At 67.4% G+C, this 23,687-nt stretch carries 24 protein-coding genes; 9 read left to right on the forward strand and 15 right to left on the reverse strand.

Annotation, left to right across the window (positions count from 1 at the left end; genetic code table 11):
- Positions 1 to 42: 42 nt before the first annotated feature.
- The 4 genes from G6N14_RS06695 to G6N14_RS06710 form a co-directional block, all read right to left on the reverse strand.
- Complete coding sequence (locus tag G6N14_RS06695) at positions 43 to 783, reverse strand: hypothetical protein (RefSeq protein ID WP_085136897.1); 741 nt, start codon at positions 781 to 783, stop codon at positions 43 to 45.
- On the reverse strand, positions 780 to 2,075 hold the full coding sequence (locus G6N14_RS06700; protein WP_085136899.1) for a hypothetical protein: 1,296 nt from the start codon (positions 2,073 to 2,075) through the stop codon (positions 780 to 782). The genes G6N14_RS06695 and G6N14_RS06700 overlap by 4 nt, the downstream gene beginning before the upstream one ends.
- Positions 2,076 to 2,285: 210 nt before the next feature.
- Complete coding sequence (locus tag G6N14_RS06705; protein ID WP_133054947.1) at positions 2,286 to 2,951, reverse strand: hypothetical protein; 666 nt, start codon at positions 2,949 to 2,951, stop codon at positions 2,286 to 2,288.
- 52 nt (positions 2,952 to 3,003) lie between these two features.
- A complete protein-coding gene (locus G6N14_RS06710) occupies positions 3,004 to 3,330 on the reverse strand; it encodes a hypothetical protein (protein ID WP_133054948.1) in 327 nt (108 codons plus the stop codon).
- A 541-nt stretch (positions 3,331 to 3,871) separates the two neighbouring features.
- Here G6N14_RS06710 and G6N14_RS06715 point away from each other — a divergent pair.
- The gene (locus G6N14_RS06715; RefSeq protein WP_085136905.1) at positions 3,872 to 4,384 is read left to right on the forward strand and encodes a hypothetical protein; all 513 of its coding nucleotides are present in this window, start codon (positions 3,872 to 3,874) and stop codon (positions 4,382 to 4,384) included.
- A 55-nt stretch (positions 4,385 to 4,439) separates the two neighbouring features.
- Here G6N14_RS06715 and mgtA read toward each other — a convergent pair whose 3' ends face one another.
- The gene (mgtA, locus tag G6N14_RS06720; RefSeq protein WP_085136958.1) at positions 4,440 to 7,079 is read right to left on the reverse strand and encodes a magnesium-translocating P-type ATPase; all 2,640 of its coding nucleotides are present in this window, start codon (positions 7,077 to 7,079) and stop codon (positions 4,440 to 4,442) included.
- 41 nt (positions 7,080 to 7,120) lie between these two features.
- Positions 7,121 to 7,567: a hypothetical protein gene (locus G6N14_RS06725; RefSeq protein ID WP_085136908.1), complete on the reverse strand. Its 447-nt coding sequence runs from the start codon at positions 7,565 to 7,567 to the stop codon at positions 7,121 to 7,123.
- Between the two features lie 129 nt (positions 7,568 to 7,696).
- On the opposite strand from G6N14_RS06725, the gene G6N14_RS06730 reads away from it, so the two are divergent.
- From G6N14_RS06730 to G6N14_RS06740, 3 genes are all read left to right on the forward strand, one after another.
- Complete coding sequence (locus tag G6N14_RS06730) at positions 7,697 to 8,893, forward strand: NAD(P)/FAD-dependent oxidoreductase (protein ID WP_085136910.1); 1,197 nt, start codon at positions 7,697 to 7,699, stop codon at positions 8,891 to 8,893.
- 334 nt (positions 8,894 to 9,227) lie between these two features.
- Positions 9,228 to 9,809, forward strand: coding sequence for a chymotrypsin family serine protease (locus G6N14_RS06735; protein ID WP_085136912.1), 582 nt, complete (start codon positions 9,228 to 9,230; stop codon positions 9,807 to 9,809).
- A 161-nt stretch (positions 9,810 to 9,970) separates the two neighbouring features.
- Positions 9,971 to 11,020 (forward strand): esterase/lipase family protein, encoded by a 1,050-nt coding sequence (locus G6N14_RS06740; protein WP_085136960.1) that lies wholly within the window; start codon positions 9,971 to 9,973, stop codon positions 11,018 to 11,020.
- A gap of 22 nt (positions 11,021 to 11,042) precedes the next feature.
- Here G6N14_RS06740 and G6N14_RS06745 read toward each other — a convergent pair whose 3' ends face one another.
- Positions 11,043 to 13,247, reverse strand: a complete 2,205-nt coding sequence (locus tag G6N14_RS06745) for a molybdopterin-dependent oxidoreductase (protein WP_085136914.1) — start codon at positions 13,245 to 13,247, stop codon at positions 11,043 to 11,045.
- A 227-nt stretch (positions 13,248 to 13,474) separates the two neighbouring features.
- On the opposite strand from G6N14_RS06745, the gene G6N14_RS06750 reads away from it, so the two are divergent.
- Complete coding sequence (locus G6N14_RS06750) at positions 13,475 to 14,482, forward strand: oxygenase MpaB family protein (RefSeq protein ID WP_085136962.1); 1,008 nt, start codon at positions 13,475 to 13,477, stop codon at positions 14,480 to 14,482.
- A gap of 11 nt (positions 14,483 to 14,493) precedes the next feature.
- Here the strand turns inward: G6N14_RS06750 and G6N14_RS06755 are convergent, their stop codons facing one another.
- Entirely contained in the window at positions 14,494 to 14,994 is a 501-nt protein-coding gene (locus tag G6N14_RS06755) for a TspO/MBR family protein (RefSeq protein ID WP_085136915.1), read from the reverse strand.
- Between the two features lie 58 nt (positions 14,995 to 15,052).
- On the opposite strand from G6N14_RS06755, the gene G6N14_RS21355 reads away from it, so the two are divergent.
- A complete protein-coding gene (locus G6N14_RS21355; protein ID WP_407663084.1) occupies positions 15,053 to 17,311 on the forward strand; it encodes a DEAD/DEAH box helicase in 2,259 nt (752 codons plus the stop codon).
- Positions 17,292 to 17,426 (forward strand): hypothetical protein, encoded by a 135-nt coding sequence (locus tag G6N14_RS21445; protein ID WP_268967482.1) that lies wholly within the window; start codon positions 17,292 to 17,294, stop codon positions 17,424 to 17,426. Before G6N14_RS21355 ends, G6N14_RS21445 begins: the two co-directional genes overlap by 20 nt.
- A 9-nt stretch (positions 17,427 to 17,435) precedes the next feature.
- Here G6N14_RS21445 and G6N14_RS06765 read toward each other — a convergent pair whose 3' ends face one another.
- The 4 genes from G6N14_RS06765 to G6N14_RS06780 form a co-directional block, all read right to left on the reverse strand.
- A complete protein-coding gene (locus G6N14_RS06765; RefSeq protein ID WP_085136917.1) occupies positions 17,436 to 17,864 on the reverse strand; it encodes a DUF6319 family protein in 429 nt (142 codons plus the stop codon).
- Between the two features lie 111 nt (positions 17,865 to 17,975).
- On the reverse strand, positions 17,976 to 18,695 hold the full coding sequence (locus tag G6N14_RS06770; RefSeq protein WP_407663162.1) for a VldE C-terminal domain-containing protein: 720 nt from the start codon (positions 18,693 to 18,695) through the stop codon (positions 17,976 to 17,978).
- Between the two features lie 54 nt (positions 18,696 to 18,749).
- Positions 18,750 to 19,040, reverse strand: a complete 291-nt coding sequence (locus G6N14_RS06775; RefSeq protein WP_234809006.1) for a hypothetical protein — start codon at positions 19,038 to 19,040, stop codon at positions 18,750 to 18,752.
- Between the two features lie 81 nt (positions 19,041 to 19,121).
- Positions 19,122 to 19,433 carry a DUF732 domain-containing protein gene (locus G6N14_RS06780; RefSeq protein ID WP_085136919.1) on the reverse strand — a complete coding sequence of 104 codons (312 nt, stop codon included), beginning with the start codon at positions 19,431 to 19,433 and terminating at the stop codon, positions 19,122 to 19,124.
- Between the two features lie 119 nt (positions 19,434 to 19,552).
- Here G6N14_RS06780 and G6N14_RS06785 point away from each other — a divergent pair, with 119 nt between their 5' ends.
- A complete protein-coding gene (locus G6N14_RS06785; protein WP_085136921.1) occupies positions 19,553 to 19,945 on the forward strand; it encodes a hypothetical protein in 393 nt (130 codons plus the stop codon).
- A 4-nt stretch (positions 19,946 to 19,949) separates the two neighbouring features.
- Here G6N14_RS06785 and G6N14_RS06790 read toward each other — a convergent pair whose 3' ends face one another.
- Positions 19,950 to 21,605: a ribonuclease H-like domain-containing protein gene (locus G6N14_RS06790; protein ID WP_085136922.1), complete on the reverse strand. Its 1,656-nt coding sequence runs from the start codon at positions 21,603 to 21,605 to the stop codon at positions 19,950 to 19,952.
- A 14-nt stretch (positions 21,606 to 21,619) separates the two neighbouring features.
- On the reverse strand, positions 21,620 to 22,198 hold the full coding sequence (locus G6N14_RS06795; RefSeq protein ID WP_308214855.1) for a diacylglycerol-binding protein: 579 nt from the start codon (positions 22,196 to 22,198) through the stop codon (positions 21,620 to 21,622).
- Positions 22,199 to 22,219: 21 nt separating this feature from the next.
- Between G6N14_RS06795 and G6N14_RS06800 the strand changes: the two genes are divergently transcribed.
- On the forward strand, positions 22,220 to 22,783 hold the full coding sequence (locus tag G6N14_RS06800) for a class I SAM-dependent methyltransferase (protein ID WP_085136926.1): 564 nt from the start codon (positions 22,220 to 22,222) through the stop codon (positions 22,781 to 22,783).
- Between the two features lie 2 nt (positions 22,784 to 22,785).
- Here the strand turns inward: G6N14_RS06800 and G6N14_RS21450 are convergent, their stop codons facing one another.
- Positions 22,786 to 23,478: a glycoside hydrolase gene (locus G6N14_RS21450; RefSeq protein WP_085136928.1), complete on the reverse strand. Its 693-nt coding sequence runs from the start codon at positions 23,476 to 23,478 to the stop codon at positions 22,786 to 22,788.
- Between the last annotated feature and the right edge of the window lie 209 nt (positions 23,479 to 23,687).

Genomic DNA, 23,687 nt, shown 5'->3' on the forward strand with positions numbered 1-23,687 from the left:
CCTCGCTCTAGCGGCGAATCGTCCGAGCTGTTGACCTCGTCCTCAGAACGGGAGGCGGTGGTCGGTTCGGACGTGATCGATCCCCAGATCGTGGTGCAGGATCCCCGGCGCGCTGGCACGCACCGGGGCGATGGCAGCCAGGATGCCCCAGCAAGTGAGGTGGACAGCAGGATGCACGGCGTCGGGTGTATCGCCGGCGTGGAACGTGAACCGCGTGTTGCCGCGGGCGTCGCCGGACTCGGTTCGCAGGCGCCACTGTAGGGGAGCGTCAGTGTCTGGGCTGTCTGTGCCGAGCACAGCGCGCGCGTCGGGGCCTCCGGTCCGGAAGACGGCGTCGCTCAGGAGTGCCTGAGCGAGCTCCAGCGACGGCTCGTCGGCCGGATGCGCGGTGACCGCCTGGGACAGCGTTACCGACTGCGTGCCGCGACTGATCCCGGAGAGGGCCCGCATGACGTAGCCCGGCAGGGCAGCGGCATGTCCTCCCGTGGCGTGGAACGTGGAGCCGCCGGTGCGACAGGCGGCCAGCACGGCCGCGGCATCGGGAACTGGGGAGACGCTGATGACGTCCGCGCCGGACGCGAGTGCCTCGAGCACCGCCTGGGAGTCCGGCGGCCCGTCGGTGGCGAACACGACCAGATCCGCCGCAGCACCGTCAGTGACGAGTTCGACGAAGTTCGCGCGCTCGGTGATCCGGCGGGTCAGGTGTTTGGCGACAGCCCCGTCTCCCACCACGGCGACGGTGACGGCGGGCGTCGCGGCATCGAGGGGCGTGGTGGCACTCATGCAGGCTCCAGTCGGTAGCGAGGTGCGAGATCGGGGATGACGACGCCGGGCGGGGCCGCGATGACCGCGGGCGCCGCGGACAGCATGGCGTTGACGGAGATGTCAGTGACGGCGTACCAGTCGGCGTTGAACGCTTCGTCGTCGGGCTCGCTGCGCATCTCGACCCTGCCGGGCCTCCCCTCCAGGGTGATGAGGTGGCCGCCGGCGAGGCTGTTCGGATGATCGGGCCCCAGGTGCGCGTTGCCGCCGCCTACGTGCCAGCACTCCTCGTTGGTCATGAAGAGCCGGTCACCGATATAGCCGCGGTAGGTCATGTGGATCGCCCCGACGGTGCCGGGCCGGATCACCGTGCCACCGGCAGCCACCTCGACCCGCGCGGGGACGGGGTAGACGTGCCGTTCGACGCGCACCTGTTCCGGGGGCACGCCCCACAGCTCCCAAGCGACGTTGCCGAGCACGGCGTCGAAGTAGAAGTGCTGCATCCAGGCGATCGCGTGGTCGTTGTCGACCGCGCTGAGCGGCTCTCCGAAGCCCAGGCTGGAGAGGCCGCCCCACATGCCGTCGGGGGCCGCGGAGAGGTCTCCGACTTCGAGGAACCGCACCTCCTCGACCTCCTCCATCAGAAGGGCGAGCCGGAGCAGCACCTGCTCGACCATCAGACCGGGGTGCAGGCCCGTTCCGTGCAGGGAGACGCCACCTTTCAGGCAGGCCTTCTGCAGGCGGACGCCATCGGCGCGCTGGTGGATCGCGCGGCCGACGACGCCCCGCGCGAGCAGTTCGGCTCCGGGCCGCAGCGCGAAGCCAACGGGGGAGTTGACGGCCCGCATGGTGGCGGCCAATCCCTTGAGCGCTCGCTTCTCGGCTGGGCCGAAGACGTTGCCGGTGACCTTGAGGCGGGCCAGCGAGCGGAGTATCGACAGCGGCGAATGCGACTCTGAGAGCCAAGTCGGCTGGGCTGGATTGTGGAAGGCCGCGGCCGAGACGACGTTCTTGCCTGATTCCAGCAGTTCGATCACGTCTTCGTCCGCGCCCTGCAGGAGGGCAGGCGTGGTGGGAGTGTGGATCACGAGGTCGGCGTCCAGCGCGAGGATCGCCTCTTTCGAGGTGGTGGCGCGGATACCCACCGGGTCGCGGCCGGCGAGTACGCCGATGTCCACTCCGTTCTTGTGCGGGCTGAACACCTTCACGCCGACCACGTCGTAGTCGGGAGAATCCAAGGTGGTTTGAAGGGCCCGTCCGCCCATATCGCCGGGACCCCAGATCACGACCCGGATCGGTTGCTGCGCTGCCATGCACGAAATGTAGACGCCGCCGTCTGAAATAAGAAAAACGGCCCACTGTCACCGGCAAACTCGGTGGCTGGAGCCGATACATCTCAGCGAAAAAACTGGGACCGTGTTGGGATCACGCGCTGCGCACGATCAGGCCGGACCTACCGGGGACCCGCTCCTATCGGGGCGGGTACGACGTAGAGAATCAAATCCGAGAACCTTACGCAGCATTCAACGAAAGCAGGCATGCCCCAGGACAATCAACACTTCGTCGCCGGGGCCGGCCAGGTCAGCGGCACGCCGGTGCCGATCGTCATCGGTACCGCCGCAGCCAGCAGCTGTTGCGGCGGCGATCCCACCTGGGTGCTCTGTCGTCGCCGACGACGCGAGGCACCCGTTCCAGTCGCCCCATTCGAGCTGGAAACCGTCGCCGACGAACATCACCGCCCGCATCCCGCGTCGGCGGGCCGAAGCGGTGGCCGCGTGGAACACACTGCGTAACATCGCCGAATCCCAGGGCGCGTCGACACCGACCACCACGCGGTCGGCCTGCGGCCATGCCTTCGGCACGCGGGAGAGAAGCTGTCGTGGATTGCGACCCGTGTAGGTCTTGAACTCGGTCAGCAGACCGCTGACAGCGGCGTCGGGTGAGCGCAGACCGGCGAGGTGTCGCGTCGGCAGAGCAATCACGTTGTGACCCTGGCGGGCTAGAAGGCGGGCGATCCACCACTCGTGCTCGTCGAAGGTTGCTACGGATTCGTCGACGTCGCCCGTGTGCCGACCCGCCCACGAGTCGGTCTCGTGCATGGCCAATGCTGACGTGAACGCCGTCTGATCGCCGCCGTCGACCCACAGTTCGACGTCATGCGCGTAGGCGCTGCGGGCGATGGGCAACAACACGGTCGAATAGTTGCAGCGGGGTACGACAGAGGCATGCGGCGAAGCATCGCTAACCGGTTCGCGTCTTGAACTCCGGAGGGTCCGGCGACGGTTCGGTGTCGCCGTCCTCGTCCCAATCGCGGCAATACGGGCACCACGGTCGGGGCCGGTGATGTAGCCAGGTGCTGTACAGCGAGGTGAAGACCAAGACATCCAGCGGGATTCGGGCGACGGGGTGAACCTCCGGGCTCCCGAAGTGGTCACCGATGACGGCGATCGCAAAAGCGGGGACGAGCAAGCCGCATATCCCGATTCCGGTGGCTAGCTGATGCGAGAACCACAGCACTCGCTTGCGGCGCTCCGCCTGGACGGGCGCGTCGGCGGGGACCTCGTCCATGCACCGCGCACACAAGTGTGATGACCGCAGGTGAGCCATGGTTGCGAACTGGCAGCCGAGAATTACCACTGCGATGGCCAGGTCGAGCGACGTCAACCATCCAAACCAGGAGGCGACGCGTGTCGCCAAGCCCGCGGCCAGGATCCACGGAAGGGCATGGGTCAGCGTCGTCACCGCTCGCGACCATTCGGATTCACCCGGATACGCCGCCGGGATCATTCGTGGCTCGCGAACGCTGCGGTGGCGGTGGCGGGTTGCGCGGCGTTGGCCATGGTCATCGTCACGGCGCGGAGGCTAGCGGGGAGGGGTGACACGTCCCGGGGGCGGAATAGCCCCGTCAACGCCGGACGGCGCCTACTTTCATCGCATGGCGCTGCGCCAGGTGTACAAGATCACCTACCCGTCGCAGGTCCAAATCCTGTCAGCCCGACAGAGATCAGCGGGTGTTTTTCGAGCAATCGGAGACACCCCTTTCCCGTTTTGACCACCACGGGCATGATCTTGGGGCTAGCCGGCGCATCGCAAGAACATCAGGGGAGACATGGCAAACGAGGCACTGGACATCGCCGTCACTGAGTTCGTCGCGGCGGTCGAGGAGCGAAACCGCCTCAGCAAGGCCCTCAAGAGGGAGCGACAGTCTGTGGCGAAACCTGTCACGCGCGACACTGATGCGGTCAAGCAGTACATCGCCGCCCTCATTGCGGTGTACGAGAAGGTGCGCACCGAGCTTGAGGCGAGTTACACCAACATCGCGTCGAGCGGTGCGGCGGTCATTGAACTGACGGACAATCCGAACATCGTCAACCCGACCCAGGCGCTGATGGACGACGCCGTAGCGGAGCGCGCCGAGTCGAACAAGATGCAGACCCGGTTGCAGAGGTTGGAAGGCACGGGAGCTGGGAGGCTGGTCCTCTTCTTGAGCCTGCTGCCGACACTGCTGCGCGCCTTGCCTCGTGAACAGCAGATACAGAAGAACCTCACCGACCTCACCTCCTACTACCTGCTGGAGATGATGCTGGACGACGACACCGGCGGCGGCAACGGCGGCAACTAGGTCAGGTACCAAGCCCGGTGCGCCGGATCAGGATCCCGGCGCGGTCCGCGCGGGTTCATCCAGCGCTACGGGCTCTGACGGCCGGTAGCTTCGCCAGCAGCGGGAGGTCGAACCGCGCGACGCGCCGGCCCAACCGGTGCGCCGGCCCGCGGGTACGGAGCTGCTCGGCGGCGCTCTGCACGGGTTCGCTGTAGAACACCAACTTGGTGGCATCGACCAGCGCCAGGTAGCCGACCGTCAACGCGACCATCGCGGCGAAGAACACCCACGGCAGGGCGGTGAACCCGAACTCGGCCCCAACGGGGGAGAACGTCAGCACGAGTCCCAACACCAGCACGGCGGCGGTGGAGGCGACCAGCGCGCCGCCGGGCCGGCTGGTGAAGAACGGAACCTTCTTCGTACGCACCACATAGATGACCAGTACCTGCGTGGCAAGTGATTCGACGAACCAACCCGTGCGGAACTCGGCTTCCCCGGCGTGCAGGACCCCGAGCATCAGTCCGAAGGTCAGGAAGTCGAACAGCGAACTCACCGGCCCGAACGTCAGCATGAAGCGGTGGATAGACCCCACGTCCCAGTGCGAGGGCGTCTGCAACTGGTCCGCGTCAACCCGGTCGGCCGGAATCGCCAGCTGCGAGGTGTCGTAGAGCAGGTTGTTCAGCAGGATCTGGCTGGGCAGCATCGGCAGGAACGGCAGCACTGCCGATGCGGCGGCCGCGCTGAACATCGTCCCGAAGTTGCTCGACGTCCCCATCAGTACGTACTTGATCGTGTTGGCGAAGATCCGCCGTCCCTCCGCAACCCCGGAGGCCAGCACGCCGAGGTCTTTCTCCAAGAGAATGACATCCGCGGCGTCCTTGGCGACATCGGTGGCGGAGTCGACCGAAATGCCGACGTCGGCCGAATGCAGTGCCAGCGCGTCGTTGACGCCGTCACCGAGGAAACCCACCGAACGGCCGGTGCGCCGCAGCGAGGAGACGATGCGCTCCTTCTGGGTCGGTGAGATCCGCGCGAAGATCGTCCGCTCGTGCAGGACCTTGTCCAAATCGGCGTCATCGATCTGCTCGAGCTCCGCCCCGGTCAGGGTGCCCTTTGACGCCAAACCCAGGTCAGCACACACGTTTTCGGCGACCTGGGGATTGTCACCGGTGGCGATCTTGACGTCGATGCCCAGCGCCGCCAGCTGCGCCAGCGATTCCCGGGCCTCCGCTTTGGGGGTGTCGGCGAAGACGAGGAAACCCTGCAGCATCAGACCCGTCTCGTCGGAGGCAGTCACGGTCTTGAGTTCATCAGCGGCACGGGTGGCCACCGCGACGACGCGCTGCCCGTCGGCGAACAACGCCGACAGCGTCCCGTGTGCCTCGGGCGCGACGGCCTCGCAGCGCTCCAGCATCTGCTCGGGTGCGCCTTTGACCACCAGGGTCCGGCGGCCGCCCTCGTCGATGAGCGCCGAACTGGCCCGCCGAGTGTGATCGAAGGGCAGGAAACCGACCCGCGCCACGCCACCGCCGAGCGGTTGCCGACCCGACCACAGCGCCGCGTCCAGCTCGTTGGCACTGGCGCCGCCGGTGGCCGGGTCGACATCGGTGGCCATCAACCCGTAACGCAGCAGCGGATCCGAGTGCTCCCCGGACGCGGTAACCGCATCGATGAAGGCGACCTGGCCATGGGTGAGCGTCCCGGTCTTGTCCGTGATGAGGATGTCGATGTCGCCGAGGTCCTCGATGCAGACCAGGCGTTTGACCAGCACCTTCTTTTCGGCCAGCTTGCGTGAGCCGGTTGCCAGGCTGGTGCTGACGATCGCCGGCAGCAGCTGCGGGGTGATCCCGACCGCGATCGCGAGGGCGAACAGGGCCGCATCGATCACCGGCCGGCCCAGCAGCATGTTGATCACGACGATGACCACCGTCAGCGTCAACGCCACCCGCAGCAGCAGATAGGAGAAGTGGCGCAGACCGGTCTGGAATGTCGTCTCGGGCTGGTGCTCGCCCAGACCGACGGCGATCCGGCCGAACTGGGCCTGCGCGCCGGTGGCGAACACGACCCCGGTCGCCGCGCCGGAGTTGACCACGGTCCCCATGAACGCCACGTTGTGCATGTCGGCCAGCGACGTGCCTGGCGGGCACGGCGCGCTGGACTTCTCCGATTGGCTGGATTCACCGGTGAGGATGCTTTCGTTGCACTCCAGCCCGGTGACCTCGATGAGGCGCACGTCGGCGGGAACCAACTCGCCGATACTGAGCCGGATCACATCGCCGGGCACGAGTTCGCTGACGTCGACGCGCTGGAACCGGCCGTCTCGCCGCGCCACCGCCTGGTGCCGGATCGCGGTGTGCAGCGCGGCGGAGGCCTTCTCTGCGCGGTACTCGTTGAAAAAGCCCAGGCCGACGCTGACGGCGAGGATGATGCCGATGATGACGGCCTGGGTGCGGTCACCGAGCGCATAGGACAGGGCGGCTGTCACGGCGAGAAGCCCGAGGATTGCGTTCGAGAGCTGACGGCGCAGCACCGCGAGCGCACTCACCCGGTGCGTGCCCACGACGTTGCCGCCGAACCGTTGTATCCGGGCCCGGGCTTCCTCGGCAGACAACCCGTCGGCCGAGGTGCCCAGATGGGTCAAGACATCGGTCACCGTGGCGTCGGCAACCCGCTCGAGGTGGGCCGCCGCAGGCGCGTCGGCCGATGTGACGGCCATGGCGCCAGTGTCCACCTAAGTGGTCCGGATTTCGAGAGCAATCATCGCCGGCCAGCCAGCGCAGCTGTGGTCACCGAGTCGGCCTTCGTCTCGACGGGAAGCGCTATTGCCGCCGAGCACAACAGGATCACGGTCAACGAGATCACGTTCAGAGCGGCGTCCAGCGGGCCGTACATGTGCAACATCGCGACGTGATAGCTCAGATGCAGCAGGTTGAACGTCGACAGCGTCAAGGCTGTGGCGAGCATCAATGCGCGGTTGCCCAGGTAGCCGAACGCTATGCCGGCCAGCACGGCAGTCGCCAGATACATCGCGCCGACATCCTTGGCGAAGTGCTCATTGTAGGGCCCGAGCACCGGCAGCCATCGAAGGCCGAAACCCGGAAACGTGTTGTACCAGTGCAGTGGCGCACAGTAGGCCCAGCCTCCGACGAAAACTCCTGAGAGTGCCAGTGCGGTCAGGCAACAGCGGTGCAGTAGAGGGTTCATTCCCTAAAGACGAGACAGTGCCCGAAATTGTGACAGCACTGGTGACGTGTGCCACACCCGATGAGGCGACGTCACATTCCTGGGCTTGCCGGTGTCCTAGGGGTGTCCGCACACAACAGGAGGATTCAGATGTCTGCCAACAACGCACGACTGAGCTCATTGCGAAATCCCCATGTGGTCGTGATCGGTGGCGGCTACGCCGGAGCCCTGGCGGCGAATCGGCTGCAGCAGAACCCCGATCTCCACATCACGATCATCAATCCGCGCCCCGTCTTCGTCGAACGGGTGCGCCTGCACGAGTTCGTCGCCGGAAGTGGCGACGCCACAGTCGACCTGGCCGCCCTCTTGGGGGACCGGGTCAACCTCATCGTCGATACGGCCACCAGAATCGACGCGGCTGCCCGTACCGTCGAGCTGGCCTCCGGTTCGCTCGTCTCCTACGACTATCTGCTCTACGCGGTGGGCAGCACGGGGACGGTGCCCGAAGGTGTTGCGGGTGCACGTGCCCACGCCTATCCCATCGGCGAGCTCGAACAGGCCGAGCGTCTGCGCGCCGCGGTCGATCTGCTGCCGGATGACGCGCCGATCTGCGTGGTGGGTGGCGGACTGACCGGAATCGAAGCCGCCTCCGAACTGGCCGAGCAGCGCCCCCACGCCAAGGTGTCGCTGCTGTGTGGCGGCATCCTGGCTGCCGCGGTGGGGGAGAAAGCCCGAGCATCGGTGCGCAGACAACTCACCAAGCTCGGCGTGAGCGTCGAGGACGAAGCGCTGGTCGAAGAAGTCCTCGCAGACCGTGTCCGCTTGTCCGACGGTCGTAGTCTCCCCAGCGGCGTCACCGTGTGGACCGCCGGCTTCGGCGTCCCTGACTTGGCCACTCGCAGTGGGCTGACCACCGACAGCATCGGCCGGCTGGTCACCGATGAAAGCCTCACCAGCATTGACGATCCCTGGATCTTCGGGGCTGGAGACGCATCGGCACCGGCAGGTCCGCCGCTGCGGATGAGCTGCCAGGCGGCGATGCCGCTGGCTGCTCGGGCCACCAGTACCGTGCTCGCGCGCATCGCGGGCAGTGAGGTGAAGGTTCTCAATCAGTCCTTCGTGGGCTCGAACATCAGCATTGGGCGCCGGCACGGCACCATCGCCGTCGCACACCACGATGATTCGCCACGCAGCCTCTACATCGGCGGAAGACTCGCGGCCTTCATCAAAGAGATGGTCTGCACCACTGTCGTCAAGCAGATCGCCAAAGAGAGTCGCAAGCCCGGCAGTTACCGGTGGCCAGGAGCCAACAAGGCGCCGGTGCCGGTGAAGTCGGCGGTCGGATAACCGGTGGGCGGTTCCGTGCGCCACGTGGCGCACGGAACCGCCATCGGTGCCGCGCATGTCAATGACGCAGGAGCGGAGCGCAACTCGTCGGACAGCGTGATCGACAGGCCAGCGATCCGGAAAGTTCGCGTTGCTGCGCGACCCGCTGCCGGTGCAAAGAGCCCATTTGCCCCGGTAACCCGCACCTGATGTGCTTCGATCAGTGCCTATCAGTAGCGACCGGAGCCTGGCTGACCGGAGCGGAGGCGTCTTGCAACGCACGCGCCGGCGAATCACTCTTACCCTCGCACTGCTCTTCGGTATTGGGCTGCCGGTTGCTCCACCCGCTGCGGCGATGGTGATCTTGGGCGGGGGAGCCGTCATCGTGGTTGATGGCGGCAACTACTGCACATTGACCGCGATCGGACATGATCGGTCTGGCGATGTGGTGGGCTTCACCGGAGCACTGTGCGGCGGACCGGGTGCTCCCGTCGCAGTCGGGGGATCAGACGCCACCGTGGGCGCCGTTGTGGCCGTCAACGGCGAACTTCGCTATGCGGTGATCAGATTCGATGTGCCCGATCTGCTCCCGGTGTCGGACTACGCCGGCGTCGTGGTCAACGACATCGGTGCGGATCCGATGTTCGATTCGCTCGTGTGTAAATACGGGCCCGGCACCCCTGGCATCTGCGACCGCATTACGTTCGACGGCTGGCCGCGTATGACGATGTTTGGGCAGTTCGAGGCGGGGGATGTGGGAGCGCCGGTGACTCAGGGCGGCCGGCTGGTCGGCCTGGTCTACGGCGGTGCCGCGACCCTGGGGGGCAAGTACAGGCCCTCGAAGCCGCTGACCTACTTCACGAAATTCAGCGCGATCCTGGCCGACGTCAACGCCGGCGACGGCCCGGGCAGTGGCTTCGTCCCGATCGGAAGCTGACGCGCGACCCGTCGCCCCGGAGCGCTCACATCTGCGGGTCCCCACGGTTCCACGCGCGGGCCACGGCCGGTGAACACGAACGCAAAGCCGCCGAACCACCGGTTCGCGGCGGGCAACCCGGCTAACATCTTCGCGGCCGTCAAGAAACCTCGGAGGTGCCGGTGCGACGTCGTCTGCTGCTCAGCCTGCTCGTTCTCTCGGTCATCGCCGGGCTCGGCGCCGGATGCTCCTCGCGCGCACCGGAGCACGGCGGGCGGGCGGTGGTGATCGTGTCCGGCGGGGCCGCCACCAGCCCGTTCACCACACCCGAGCAGGCGTGCGCGTCGGGGCTGGCGGCCGGCAACACCGACACCGCGTTGCGGCAGGACCTGCTCGACCACGGCTACGCCGTCTACACCTCACCGGCGATGGCCGGCCGCGGCCCCGTGACCGATCAGGACGGTTTCGGCGCCTTCGGGGACTGCCCGATCACCCTGGCGGCGAACATGACGGTCAATTCGACCGGCAGCATCGACACCGCCGGCGAGCACCTGGCCCGGTTCCTGACCTACCTGCGCGACACCCACGGTGTCAGCGAGATCGACGTGGTGGCCCACTCGATGGGCGGACTGTACTCGCGCGCGGCGTTCCGGGTACTGCAGAGCCTGGATTCGCCGATCCGCATCCGCTCGCTGACCACTCTGGGCACCCCGTGGCAGGGCTCCTACCTGTCGGACTACGCCAACGGGATCTCCCCGCTGTCGGGCTGCCAGCAGGATCGATTCTGCGAGAACGCGATGAAGGGCTTCCAGACCGAGGTGCAACGGCTGATGGCCGGCTCGGGCCGTGAGGTCAACAGCGCGTACCTGATGGGGCCCGACGGCTGGAACGAAGACCAGGCCGGCGTGCTGGATCAGGTCCCGGTCACCCTGATCGGCGGCAACCGGTTCGGCGCGCCCGCCCCCGGCGCCGATGCGGCGGTGTGGCCCAACGACGGAATCGTCGCGCTGTCCAGTGCGCTGGCCACAGACATCAGTGACCGTGTCCTGCCGCATCGGCAGTGCTTCACCACCGATGACACCCACAGCATCTACGTCTCCGATCTGGCCGGCTTGCGCTGGGACACGGCACTGACCTGGGATCCTGGCGTCCTCGACGTGGTGCGCGAAGCCATCGACTCCGCGGAGCAGGCAATGACGACACCGAACCGTCGAGACTGCCCGCCGGTCTGAGCAGCGCCGCAAGGGCGCGAGGCTAAGCCTGCGTGGCAGGCGCCGTCGCGACGGCGTTGACGGCGACCCAGGTGTTGTTGACCGCGGCCGTCCCGGTGAACGTGTCCACCCGGCTGGGGTCATGCAGGTCGTTGACGTTGGCGCCGGGCAGGGATTCCGCATGACGCCAGCCCGTGCCGCGGTGGCCCCAGCCATGGGGAATCGAAACGGTGCCGGGCCGCATGTCGTCGCTGAGGTGCAGCGGAACCTCGATCTTGCCCATATCGGAGGTCACCTGGACCAGGTCGCCCTCGTCGAGGCCGCGGGCCTTGGCGTCCTTGGAGTGCATGTGCAGCGTGCATTGGTTGCTGCCGCTGGTCATCGAGGGCACGTTGTGCAGCCATGAGTTGTTGCTGCGCAGCTGGCGTCGCCCGATGAGCTGAAGGTCGTAGCCGCTGGTGGCATCGCCGGGCCCCTCGAGCAGTGCGGTGGCCGCCGCAACGAACTCCTCCGGTGCGAGCGCAACCTTGCGATCGCGCGTGGCGATCACCTTGCGCAGCCGGGGCTGCAGCGCACCCAGGTCCAGTCCGCCCGCGCTCTTGCGCAGTTTTCGCATCGAAATTCCCTTGCGGCCCTTGCGCATCCAGCCATAAGGTCCGGACGCCAGGGTGAAGCGGGCCATGTGCAGCGGATTGATCGCTTTGATCAGCGGCTTACGCAGCGGCGCCACCAGCTGCCGCAGGGGAGTCGGAAGCAGTTCCAGCGCGAGCAGACTGAGGATCTCCCAGTCGTCCTTGGTGTCCGTCGGCGGTTCGAACGTCCGGCGCTGATACCGGACGTTGTTGCGGACACTGAAAACCGTGAGGAGCAGCCCGACGTCTTCGCGCTCCAGCGGCGAGACGGGCGGCAGGATGTAGTCCGCATGCCGGCTCGTCTCGGTGATGTACATATCCACCGCGACATACAGATCCAGCGAGGCCAAAGCCTCGTCCAGCCGGCCCTTGTGCGGGATCGACGACACCGGGTTTCCGGCGCAGGTGATCATCGCCTTGATCTGGCCCTCGCCCTCGGTCAGGATCTCGTCGGCCATGACGACAGAGGGAAGCTCGCTGCGGAAGGACTTGTGACGTCCGGAGCGGTCCGTCCACGCGCCGTAGCCCGCCGGAATGTACTTCGCGAGGCGGGGAACGTCGGCAATCGGCGTGGAGAACATGGTGCCGCCCGGCCGGTCCAGGTTGCCGGTGACCGCGTTGATCACCATCACCAGCCAGCTCACCAGCGTCCCGGTCTCCTGCTGGCAGATGCCGATCCGGCAGTAGAGCGCCGCGGAATCGGCCGCCGCGTGGTCGCGGGCCAAGGCGTAGATGGTCTCCGCGTCGACTCCGGCGCGATCGGCGACCGCCTCGGGGGAGGCGCCGGCCACCAGGCGGCGCAGCTGCGGCATGCCGACCGACTGCTCGGCGATTGCCGCGGTGTCGCAAAGATTCTCGTTGATCAGGACGTGAAGCATGCCCAGCAGCAGATACGCGTCGCCGCCGGGGCGCACCGCGATGTGCTGATCCGCCAGCTTGGCGGTCTCGGTGCGCCGCGGGTCGATCACGACGACGGTCCCGCCGCGATCGCGTACCGCTTTGATGCGACGTTTGGCGCCGGGCATGATCGACAGCGACCCATTGGACACCGCCGGGTTGGCGCCGAGGATCACCAGACGCTGCGTCCGGTCGATGTCGGTGATCGGGATGAGGATGTTGGAGCCGAACACCTTCCAGGCCGCGTACTCGTGCGGCATCTGATCGATGGATGACGCGGAGAAGAAGTTGGGCGTCAGCAGCGCCGCGCGCAGCATCAGGCCGTAGACCGCTCCGGAACTGTGTGCAGCAGGATTGCCCAGGTACATGCCCAGCGCCCGACTGCCGTGCGCCTTACGGACGCGGCGCAGCCGGGTGCCGATGTCGGCGAGGGCCTCTTCCCAGCTGACCGGCTCGAAGTCGTCCCCCACCCGCCGCACGGGCGTGCGCAGCCGGTCGGGGTCCTCGTGCAGTCCGGCCAACGCGGTCGCCTTCGGGCAGATGTAGCCGTGCGAGAAGACGTCGTCGGGGTTGCCCTGGATGCGGCTGACCTTCCCGTCGGTCACCGTGACGGCGATGCCGCAGTGCGCCTCGCACAGCGTGCACTGGGTGTGGGTTGTGCTCGTGCCGTGGGCCGTCGCACTCCGCGCGTCCGGCAGGGGCAGGTCGACCGTTGTCATGGGGAGTCTCCATCCTCGGCAGTCATCGCGTAGGGGCGTCGTCGCAGACCCCCGACCAGCACCTTGGCGGATGCGCGCGTTACTGCGATTCTGGCACCGCCCCGGCCCCGAGCGCTATGCCTGCGGCGATAAACCGGCGATTGACCCGCGTCGGGCGTGCCCCTACACTCCGATACTGATAACGCCTGTTGTCAGATATGGTCAACGATGACTGGGAGTGCGCGTCCGTGACTCAAGACATGTCGGAAACCTGCCCCGCAGCCAGCGAAACGCCGATCGCGGCGGGCTGTCCCGTGAGCAACGGTGGCTACGACGGGCCACCGATTCCCCTCGGTCCCGACTCACTGACCTGGAAGTACTTCGGTCAATGGACGGGTCTGTTCCAGGGGACCTGGGCGGGTTCGATGCAGAACATGCACCCGCAGCTCGGTGCCGCCGTCAAGGAGCACTCCATCTTCTTCATGGAGCGCATCCCGCGTCTGATGCGGTCGATCTACCCGATCGGTGGCGTGGTGTTCGACGGCTACCGCGCCCCCCAGACCGGTGCCGAGGTCCGCGACTACCACATCGGCATCAAAGGCGTGGACGAACAGGGTCGCCGCTACAGCGCGCTGAACCCCGACGTCTTCTACTGGGCGCACGCGACCTTCTTCAAGTCGACCCTGCTGGCCGCCGAGAAATTCGGGGGCGGACTGACCGAGGCCGACAAGCGCCAGCTGTTCGACGAGCACGTCCAGTGGTACCGCATGTACGGCATGAGCATGCGCCCGGTACCCAAGAGCTGGGAAGAGTTCGAAGCGTACTGGGATCACATGTGCCGCAACGTCCTGGAGAACAACTGGGCGGCCCGTGAAGTCATGGACCTGTCGACCATGCCCAAACACCCGTCCATGGACTGGATTCCGGACTGGTTGTGGGCGCTGAACCTCAAAGTCATGCAGCGCTTCCTGACCTTCATGACCGTCGCCCTCTACGACCCGCCGATCCGCGAACTCATGGGCTACACCTGGAGCCCGCGCCAGGAGCGTCTGCACGGCTACTTCTGCAAGGCCGTCACGCTGGTCTCCAAGTACGGTCCGCAGCGTGCCCTGATGCACCCGCGCAAACGTTCGGCGCTGGACCGCGCCTCAGGCCGCCTCCCGGTGGACGCCCCCCTGGTGCAGACACCGGCGCGCCACCTGCCGCCGGTTGCGTACCGCAACGACCCGCACTTCTACTGCCCCAAGACCGACTGACCGGGGCCGACTCAGCTGTTCAGCGACCACACCGAGTAATTCAGTGCGGTCGCGAACAGGATCCAGCCGAAATACGGCAGCAGCAGCACGGCTGCGGTGCGGTGGGCTTTCCAGAACAGGGCGATGGTGATGGCCACGGCGATGTCGAGCACCAGGATGTCGACCAGGGCCAGCCCCCGCCAGCCGAGTCCGAAGAACAGCGGCGACCATGCCAAGTTCAGGGCCAGCTGGACGCCGTACACGGCGATCGCAGGGTTGCTCCACCGCGGATCGGTACGCCAGACGAGCCATGCCGCGACGGCCATCAGGACATACAGGACGGTCCACACCGGGCCGAAAAGGTGGCTCGGTGGCGCCCAGCTGGGTTGGGCGAGCGTTCCGTACTTGGCTGTGGCGCCCGCGGAGCTGATCCCACCGAGCGCAGAGACCGCGCCGACCAGGACAAGCGAAATCACCAGCGCACCCAGGTGCTGAGACCGGGACTGCGGTGCTGTCGACGAGTTGGTTCCCATGGGCGTCACCCTAGACCGGATCGGCTGTGGCGGGGCCCGGATCCCGTAGGGTGCGATCGTGGCGGCAGCGAGCAACACGGTGTTGCTGACCGAGGAGTTCCGAGAAGCGTTGGGGCTGCTGGCGGCAGGCCGAAACCTCTTTTTGACCGGTAAGGCCGGCACCGGTAAGTCCACCCTCATCCGCCACTTCATGGCCGGCACCGACCGCAACGTGGTAGTGGCAGCCCCGACCGGGATCGCCGCACTCAACGTCGACGGGCACACCATCCACCGCCTGTTCGGGTTCCGGCCGACCACGACACTGTCCGATGTCATCGCCGGGGAGTATCGGCCCGGCCGGTTCACCAAGACACTGGGCAACTTGGACACGCTGATCATCGACGAGGCGTCGATGGTGCGCGCCGACACCTTCGACATGATCGCCGGGGCGCTGCAGCGATTCGGCCCGCATCCGGGGACGGCGTTCGGCGGCGTGCAGATCGTGCTGGTGGGCGACCTCTACCAGCTGCCGCCCGTGGTCACCGAAGGCGAACGGCACTATTTTTCGACCACCTACGAAACCCCGTACTTCTTCTCGGCGAACACGTTTCGTCGCGAGGACTTTCCGAGCGTTGCGCTGACGACGGTGTTCCGCCAGCTCGGCGATGACCGGATGACCGCGGTTCTCAATGAGATTCGTGAAGGCGTGCTGCTCGGGCACGCGAGGGCGCACCTGGATGCCCGGGTCGACCCCGACTTCGTGCCCCCCGCCGACGAATTCTGGTTGACGCTGGCGCCGACCAACCGGCTGGTGACCGCCCGCAATCGTCAACATCTCGACCGGTTGCCCGGCGAGGAAATGGTGCACCGGGCCACCGAGTCCGGTGACCTGTCATCGTTCGACAAGCCGCTCGAGGACGAGTTGCGGTTCAAAGTCGGCGCCCAGGTGATGATGCTCAACAATGACCAGTCCGAGCGGTGGGTGAACGGCACGATCGGACGGGTGGTGGGGGTGGGGTACAGCCGCCACGGCGCAGTGGTCGAAGTCGAGTTCCCCGACGGCCAGATCACCGAAGTCGCCCCGTACACCTGGGAGGCCACCCGCCCGATGATCGAGGGCGGGAGTTTGCGTCGCGAAGTCGTCGGCACCTTCACCCAGTTGCCGTTCAAGCTGGCCTGGGCGATCACGATCCACAAGAGCCAGGGCCAGACCCTGGACCGGCTGGTGGTGGACCTGTCCGGCGGCATGTTCTCCACCGGTCAGCTCTACGTGGCATTGAGCCGGTGCACCTCGTTGGCCGGGCTGGTGCTCAAACGCCCTGTGCTGCCCAAGGATCTGAAGGTGGACCGCCGAATCGCCCGGTTCCTGCGCGCCGCGGCCGCAGACGATCGGTCGCGCCGCTTCTGTGCGATCGGACTCCTGACCGTGGGCGCTGAGGGCCGGATGTCCCGGCCGCGCCCGGTGGAACTGGCGGTGGCATTCGATGACGGCACAGCCGTGTCGACACTGGTCAACCCGCAGCGGGATCTGGCCGACGCGCGGCAGGCGTATGGGATCGGGGTGGCCGACGTGCTGCTGGCACCCACACTGCGGGAGGCCTGGGCGGTGATCGCGCCGATGCTGGCCGGCTGCACGCCGGTGGGGGTGAAAGTCGACGAAACGCTCGGCCTGATCGACTTCGAACTCAAGCGACTGGGACAGGTGACGCCGATGCCCCTCGGCATCGAACTGCGGGGCACCCGCATCACCGGCGAAACGGCACTGCAGCGTGCCCGGACCGCGCTCGAGCGTCTCGACGCCGTCGATGTCGATTCGGGATCATCGCCGTTCGAAGAACCCGACGACACGGCCGCCCTGTCGGGAATCCTGCTCAGCCGCGATCCCGGAGTCACAACTCCCACGGCAGAACACCTTCCGGCGCTGTCCGCGCTGCTGCGGGTCAGCCGAAGCCTGGGAGCGATCCTGCTGGGCACCACTTCTGTCGATCAGGTGGCGGGGGAGACCAATTGGGAGCAGGCTGCGCGCCAGACCGCCGCCGACCAGCTGCTGCTCGCGGCCACCCGAACCCGGCTACCGGATGAGGTGTCGGCGCGCCTGCGCGACGCATTGAGTGCGCTGGGCGCCGAGCGTCTGGCGGCGGGCCTGGCGCAGACGCCGTCGATGACCGACGACATCGACGCGGCCCTGGTTTCCGGGGCCCGCGTCTGCTTCACCGGAACCGCGGTGAACGGTCAAGGCCGGGTGCTGGATCGCGACGAAATGGAGCGGCTGGCCGCCTCGGCCGGCCGCCTCGGCCGGGCTGGCGCCGGTGAGTTCGGTGACCAAGACACGCTGTGAGGTACTGGTCATCGCCGAAGCCGGCACACAATCCGGAAAGGCCCGCAAAGCCCAGGACTACGGCAAGCCGGTGTTCACCGTCGAGGAATTCCTGGGTTGGCTCGCACGCCGGTGAACGCGGGCTTCAGTCCAAGTCTGCCAAGGCTTTCCGTGCGGCTTCGAGCTCGGCTTCGAGCGCGGCCACCCGCGCGGCGTGCTGTGAGCGGGCCTGCTCCATCAGCGCCTCGATCGGCGCGAACAGCTCCTCATGCAGTTCCTTGGCGGCCCGCGACACCGCGGCGGCCGCGACCGCGAGGTTGCGCACCAGATAACTGCTGCCCTGCTTGATCTCAGCGCGCCATTCGCCGTCGGCGGTACCGGACACGGTCAGCGTCAACTCGAGTGTCTTGGTCTTCTTCCCGGCCGACTTCTTGACCGGCTCCTTGACCTCGGGATCCTCGCGAGCCTCGGGAGCCTCGGCTACCGGGGCCGGCGTGGCGTCGGCGAACGCAATTGTTTCTAGGTGGTCAGCGGTGGCGGCCGGGGCGTCGGGGGCGAACGTGGGTGCAGTCATAATCGTGGCAACCTCCTTGCTCAGTCGTCGCCCGCGGCGGCGGGCAAGCTCACCAAGGCATTAGAACACATGTTCGACAGGTGGCATGACTGTGGGCATCGGGGCCAGCACTCAATCCGCGGGCGGCGGGCTCATCGAGGTGACGTAGTAGGTCTCCTGCCCGCTTGGATAGCCGCCGCCGTCGGTGGCGATGTGGACATGGTCGTAGTGGTTGGCCGTTTCGTTGCCGTAATCTGAGGTCCAGTTTCCGCCGCCGACGCCCGGGTAAATCTTCTGCCGCCAGATCACGTGGTTGACGCCCCAGCGCGCGGCGTTGGCCAGCGCATACCCGGCGACCTGGTCGCCGAGCAGGATGCCGGCCTCGCTGTGATAGTCCGGAATCATCACGTCGATGGCCAAGCCGTTGGGATGCCACTTCAGCGGGTCCTGACGGTAGCCGTAGATGGTCTTGATCTCCTGAAACAGCACGCCGATGGTGCGGGCCGCCCAAATGGTCTTGACCTGCAGGCCGCTCTCCGGAGCCACCCCCGGTGGTAGCGGGAAGGTGAACTGCTGACCGTCGGTGGGCGCCGGCACGCTGGCCGCCAGGGCCGCGGCCTCCTCGGGGTTGGCGATGCGCATGCCCCCGGTGGGCGGTGGAGCCGGAGTCGCCGACGGCGTGGGCGCCGCCGCGGTGGACTCGGCGGGCGGGGGAGCCGGATCATGGCTGCCCTGGGCGTAGAGGAGGGCTCCAGAGATCGCCAGCGACGTCAGAATGGCCAGGCTGCGACCGCAGAACCTGGCGATCTTTCGTCCGTCCACCACGAGAACTCTAGTGAATAGCGTGCCGATGCGACGGGAACGGTGCTTCGGTGCAGGTCCGCGTCGCCGTGATCGGTGCCGGCGTCAACGTCCGGCGCGATCGATTCGGCGGATCATCCGTGCCGTGGCGGCTTCGGCTGCGAGCCGGCGGTCGGGGTCGGCTCGGCGGCCCTGCGCCCGTTGCAGAGCTGCACGGATGGTGACGCCCTGCTCGTAGGCCCGGACCACCCGGGGGTCGACGTAGGAACCGCGGGCCACCGCCGGGGTGTTGCCCAGTTCCTCGGAGACCGAGCGCATGACCGCAGCGACCTCGCGGCGCAGGACGGTCTTCGACGTCGGCTCCGCGGCGGCGGCGAAGCTCTGCGCGGCCGGCACCCTACCGTGCCATGTCCGCAGGTCCTTGACGCTGAACTGCTCACAGAATTACCCCGACGGCGGCCGGCCGACACCGAGGCGCTAGACGCCGGGGCACAACTCCTGGTGTGCGGCCTGCGCGATCAGGGGGAACTGCGGCCACGCCGGGTAGTACGGCTGCTGGGCCTCGACGGTTCGGCCCACCCGCAGGTTCTCGCAGATCATGTGCCCGAGCGTGCGCACACTGGGCTCCGTTATCGGTTGGTCGTCGGCGTAGCGGGCGGTGTAGCCGTGGGTATTGAGGTAGTCCATGAAACCGGCCTCATCGGCATGCGCCGGTGCGGCCGCGATCGACATCCCCATCGCGAAACCCGCGACGACCGCCGCCGCGCTGAACCGGACCGTCCCACTCATAGCAGGGATGCTACGTCCGACCGCGACGCGCGGGCGCAGCGTGCCCGCCACACCCGGCAAGCTTCCGGGGCGGATGGGGATTGCTGCTAGCGTCAGCGGCGAGGAGAAAGGCGCTCGAGGTGAAACCAACCGCACTCGCGACGGCCCTGGCCGCAGGCGCGCTGGCCGGGCTGATCGGTGCCGCATCCGCTTCGGCAAACCCGCTCAACCCGCGTGACCCCGACTACTGCGGCGACAGCCCGGACATCCTGGTGTGCACCGACCAGTTGTCGACCTATCCCAGCCCCGCAGAGATGGCCTACCTCAACGCCATCCGTGGAAAGTTCCCGCCCGGCAGTGAAGCCCGCCGACTGGCCGCCGGACGGACCGCGTGCCTGGAGTTCCCGAAGCATCCGCGGAGTCTCATCGTCGAGCAGCTCTCGGTTTATCTGCAGGTCGCCAATCCCACTGCCGCTGAGGTGGTCGAGGCCGCCCACCTCAACATCTGCCCGTCGGTCAAGACTCAGGGCTGACCGGTCAGCGACCGTGGCGGCGCAACCCGTCGCGGATCGCGGCCTGGGCTGCGACGTCACACTCGTTGTAGCTCAAACACCACCGCCGGGCGGCTTCGGCCAGTGGACCGCTGCCGCGGGCGTTTTCGACGGCACCCAGCGAGACCAGGCCACCGGGATCGTCGACCTCCCAGTGGAAGCCGAAGGATGCGGCGACCTGTTTGATCGATGAGGATGTGCGGGCGAAAAACGTCGCGTCGAACCACTTCCGCAGGTCAAAGGTGATCCCCGCAAGAGCATGCTGGACATCGGCGAATCTGCGCGTACGAGATGTCTCCGGGTGGTCCCAGTGAAAGACCATGAGCGATTTTCCTTCACGGGCTGCCCGGTCGCGGAGCTGCTGAATCCGGCGGGCGAACTCGGCGGCGAGCTCGGCCTCGGCCGCGTCGTCGAGCGGATCGAACGAGACCACTGGCTCATAGCCGGCGGTGGTGTCGTCCTGGCCTTCGCGAATGCGCAGGCCCCACTGGTAAATCCGGCCCCGGTCATCCCACTCGATGTCGAAGTCGACCTCGATGTCGGCGGCAGGCACCGACGGCGTTCCGGGCTCGTGGGACTCGAAATCAACACCGTCACAGGCCATCCGAGCTCGCCGTACGACCTTTGCCAAACGTTCACCGGGAAGATTCTTGCCGACGGACTGGACTCGGAACGCCTCGAGGTGCGCCTCGGTGTCGACGGCCGCCAGCTGGGCGACGCTCAACCCGGCGCCGTCGCCGCAGTTTCGGTACAGATACTGCCATTCCCGCACCGTGAGGTGGCCGACCTCGATCGCGAACGATGCGTCGAGTTCGCCGGCCACCGAGGCGCAGTGGTCGAACCACGCGCATGTCGCGCAGTCCCGGATGCGATAGGGCCGCACCAGTTCCCGGCCGGCCGCGGCGGCCGTCGCGACATCGAGACGGAACGCGAACTCATGGTCGTAACGCTGCAGGGCCGAGCGGGCCTTGCGATGTGTCGGATCGCTCGACGAGTACGTCACGATGTTCTCGGCGTCCAGGTCATACCAGGTCACGCCCAGGCTCTCGCCGACCAGCGCGGTCAGATCCGAGCTGCCGACGATGCCGCCATGGTTGACCCCGGGGTGAAAACCCAAGTCCTGCAGCATCCGGGTGTAGTGCGCCAGCTGCATGACATCGTCGTGCCACCGTGCGCCGCGATGGCTGTGCCCCGGCACGGTCAGCCGGTGCTGCGGGTCCGACAGCGGCGAGACCTCGGCGTGCGCACGCTTGCCGGCGATCACGGTGCGGTGGTTCTTGATGTCGACGGGCAGATAGCCGTTCTGGTGTCTGACCAGCACGTCGGGCAGGCCCCTGCGACCGCCGACGTCCGGCGGGCGCCCGCCGGCGATCACCTCGACACCGGCCTTCATCGCTGCCACGGTGCGCCGTTGACGTTCCTCGGCGCCGGTTTCGTTCTCGATGAACAGCAGACGTCCGGTATCGCCGAAGCGCGCCCGGAGTTCGTCGACCACGCGGCCCTCGAACGCGATTCCGGCCTCGCGCAGCGACTCCAGTTCAGGACGTGGCGGCGCCGGCTCCGGGACTCCCGGAGCGAATTCGTTGTGGGTGAGGCGGGCACACAGTTTTGCCGGGTAACCGCCCAGCGTGACCGGTGCCATGACGCCCGCCTTACCTACGGCGCCTGCCGCCGGGCGCCCACCGCGAACTCACCGATCAGCGCTGCGACGACTCCGAACGCGAAGTACAACGGCACCAGCCACGGTGCCACCCCGAACAACTGGTCGGAGCCGGGGGCGTAACGGAACTGCCCAGCGGCAGCGATCCCGATCTCGGCGAGCGGTCCGATGACGGCGACCAGCACACCGCAGGCGATCGCCGGCCGATCTCCGAGCGCGCAGAAGGTGATCGCGGCGAACGCACAGATCAACGTCGTCAGGGGCACCACCGGTGCGGAGTGCAGCATCGCGGTGACGACATAGCTGCCCAGAACGGCGGCCAGACCGGCCACCCCTTGGCGCAGCGTGACCGTACCGCGGGGCGCGGGCAGATGCAGCCGAAGCTCCGCGAGCAAGGCGGTGGCCGATCCGACCAGGATCGGGAAGTAGAGCGGACTGCTCCAGATGAACGGGATGGCCTGCGAGGGGGGCAGGTACTCGGTGGTCCCGGTGATCACATGCGAGTGGTCACCGATCAGACCGGCTGCTGCGCCCAGGAGGAACAGCAACGCAGCGATCGAGGGGCGTAATTTCACCACCGCAGTATCGTCCATCGGATGAGCGCCGAGGATCGCACCCGCTGGGACGCGAGGTATGCCGGGCGCTCGGTTGCGGGCGCGATCGGTCCGGCGGAGGAGTTTGCGGCGTTCGCCGACGTATTTCCGGTGTCAGGTCGCGCGGTGGACATCGCCTGCGGTCAGGGCACCGGGGCGGTCTGGCTGGCCCGGCGGGGACTGTCGGTGACCGGGTACGACATCTCCCCGGTTGCCGTCGCGCAGGCCCGTGACGTGGCCGAGCGGCACGGGGTCGGGGACCGGTGCCGGTTCGACGTCGTCGACCTCGACGACGGCCTGCCGGACGGACCGCCTGCCGACGTCGTCTACTGCGCGCGGTTTCGCGACCGGCGGCTCGACGCACCGATGGTGCGCCGCCTGGCGCCGGGGGGACTGCTGGCGGTCACCGCCCTGAGCCAGGTCGGCAGCACCCCCGGACGGTTCCGGGCGGCGCCCGGTGAGCTGCGCGCGGCGTTCCCCGGTGTCGAGGTGATCGCCGATGGCGAAGCCGACGGCTGGGCGTGGCTGTTGGCGCGCCGGCACGGTGCCGTGGCGCCGCCGGGCTAAAGCTAAACCGGTGCCGGTGCCGGGAAGTCGCCGGGCTCCGGACCGGGCTCGGCCGGTACCTCGTCGAGCGGCAGGGCATCCATCGGCGGCGCCTCGCCGGCCGGGAACTCAAACGGCAACTCGACGGGCGGCGCGGGCGGCGCCTCCATCGCGGGCGGCGCCTCCAGCGGAGGTGCGTCCAGCGGAGGTGCGTCCAGCGGCGCCGCCATCAGCTCGATGGGCTCGCCCATCGGCTCTGCGGGCGGCGGCGGGGCCGGCTCGTTCATGGGGGCGAACTCCATGAACGGGGCGTCCATCGGTGCGGGCGCTTCGGCCGGCGGCTCGACGTCCATCGGGAGATACATGTGGTGGGTGAACTGCGGCTGGTAGGCGCCGCCGCCGCCGATGTTCACACCGCCGCGTTCGCCGCTGGCCACCGGTGTGCCATCAGGCAGGGTCACCGCGGTGTGCTGGCTGTTCCAGCCCACCACCAGGGCGCCCGGCGCGGTGCCGTGCTTAAAGCCCCGGGCCAGCAGTGCTGCCTCCTCGTTGGCGGTGTGGAACCGGCTGCCGAAGGCCGGCCGGCCGGTGGCGATGTTGGACACCCACGAGGCCAAACCGGAGCAGTCCGTGCCGGCGGGGGAGTCGCCGCCGAGGACGTACGGGGTTCCGGAAACCTCCTGGATGAGCGCCATTATTGCTTCGAGACCAAACATGACCAGGCACAGTAACAACGCTTATCTTGGTCGCCAAAATCTGTGGCACGCCTCACGTTTAGGCTCGATGTCGTCAAACACAACGTGCGAATGAAAAACACCAGGTAGGGCTATGAAAATACCACAGCGGGCGCCAATATATTTGCGTTGGTGCTGGTAGGGGTCCAAAACACATTTGTGTCGGGCGACCGTCGCAGGTCACAATACGG

Origin of the sequence: Mycolicibacter hiberniae (assembly GCF_010729485.1) — a bacterium.
Classification (GTDB): domain Bacteria; phylum Actinomycetota; class Actinomycetes; order Mycobacteriales; family Mycobacteriaceae; genus Mycobacterium; species Mycobacterium hiberniae.

Excerpts from the sequence above, each read along its gene's own strand:
- G6N14_RS06695 (WP_085136897.1), bottom strand. The coding sequence starts at position 783 with ATGAGTGCCACCACGCCCCTCGATGCCGCGACGCCCGCCGTCACCGTC.
- G6N14_RS06700 (WP_085136899.1), bottom strand. The coding sequence starts at position 2,075 with ATGGCAGCGCAGCAACCGATCCGGGTCGTGATCTGGGGTCCCGGCGAT.
- G6N14_RS06710 (WP_133054948.1), bottom strand. The coding sequence starts at position 3,330 with ATGGACGAGGTCCCCGCCGACGCGCCCGTCCAGGCGGAGCGCCGCAAG.
- G6N14_RS06715 (WP_085136905.1), top strand. The coding sequence starts at position 3,872 with ATGGCAAACGAGGCACTGGACATCGCCGTCACTGAGTTCGTCGCGGCG.
- mgtA (WP_085136958.1), bottom strand. The coding sequence starts at position 7,079 with ATGGCCGTCACATCGGCCGACGCGCCTGCGGCGGCCCACCTCGAGCGG.
- G6N14_RS06725 (WP_085136908.1), bottom strand. The coding sequence starts at position 7,567 with ATGAACCCTCTACTGCACCGCTGTTGCCTGACCGCACTGGCACTCTCA.
- G6N14_RS06730 (WP_085136910.1), top strand. The coding sequence starts at position 7,697 with ATGTCTGCCAACAACGCACGACTGAGCTCATTGCGAAATCCCCATGTG.
- G6N14_RS06735 (WP_085136912.1), top strand. The coding sequence starts at position 9,228 with ATGGTGATCTTGGGCGGGGGAGCCGTCATCGTGGTTGATGGCGGCAAC.
- G6N14_RS06745 (WP_085136914.1), bottom strand. The coding sequence starts at position 13,247 with ATGACAACGGTCGACCTGCCCCTGCCGGACGCGCGGAGTGCGACGGCC.
- G6N14_RS06755 (WP_085136915.1), bottom strand. The coding sequence starts at position 14,994 with ATGGGAACCAACTCGTCGACAGCACCGCAGTCCCGGTCTCAGCACCTG.
- G6N14_RS06765 (WP_085136917.1), bottom strand. The coding sequence starts at position 17,864 with ATGACTGCACCCACGTTCGCCCCCGACGCCCCGGCCGCCACCGCTGAC.
- G6N14_RS06780 (WP_085136919.1), bottom strand. The coding sequence starts at position 19,433 with ATGAGTGGGACGGTCCGGTTCAGCGCGGCGGCGGTCGTCGCGGGTTTC.
- G6N14_RS06790 (WP_085136922.1), bottom strand. The coding sequence starts at position 21,605 with ATGGCACCGGTCACGCTGGGCGGTTACCCGGCAAAACTGTGTGCCCGC.
- G6N14_RS06800 (WP_085136926.1), top strand. The coding sequence starts at position 22,220 with ATGAGCGCCGAGGATCGCACCCGCTGGGACGCGAGGTATGCCGGGCGC.
- G6N14_RS21450 (WP_085136928.1), bottom strand. The coding sequence starts at position 23,478 with ATGTTTGGTCTCGAAGCAATAATGGCGCTCATCCAGGAGGTTTCCGGA.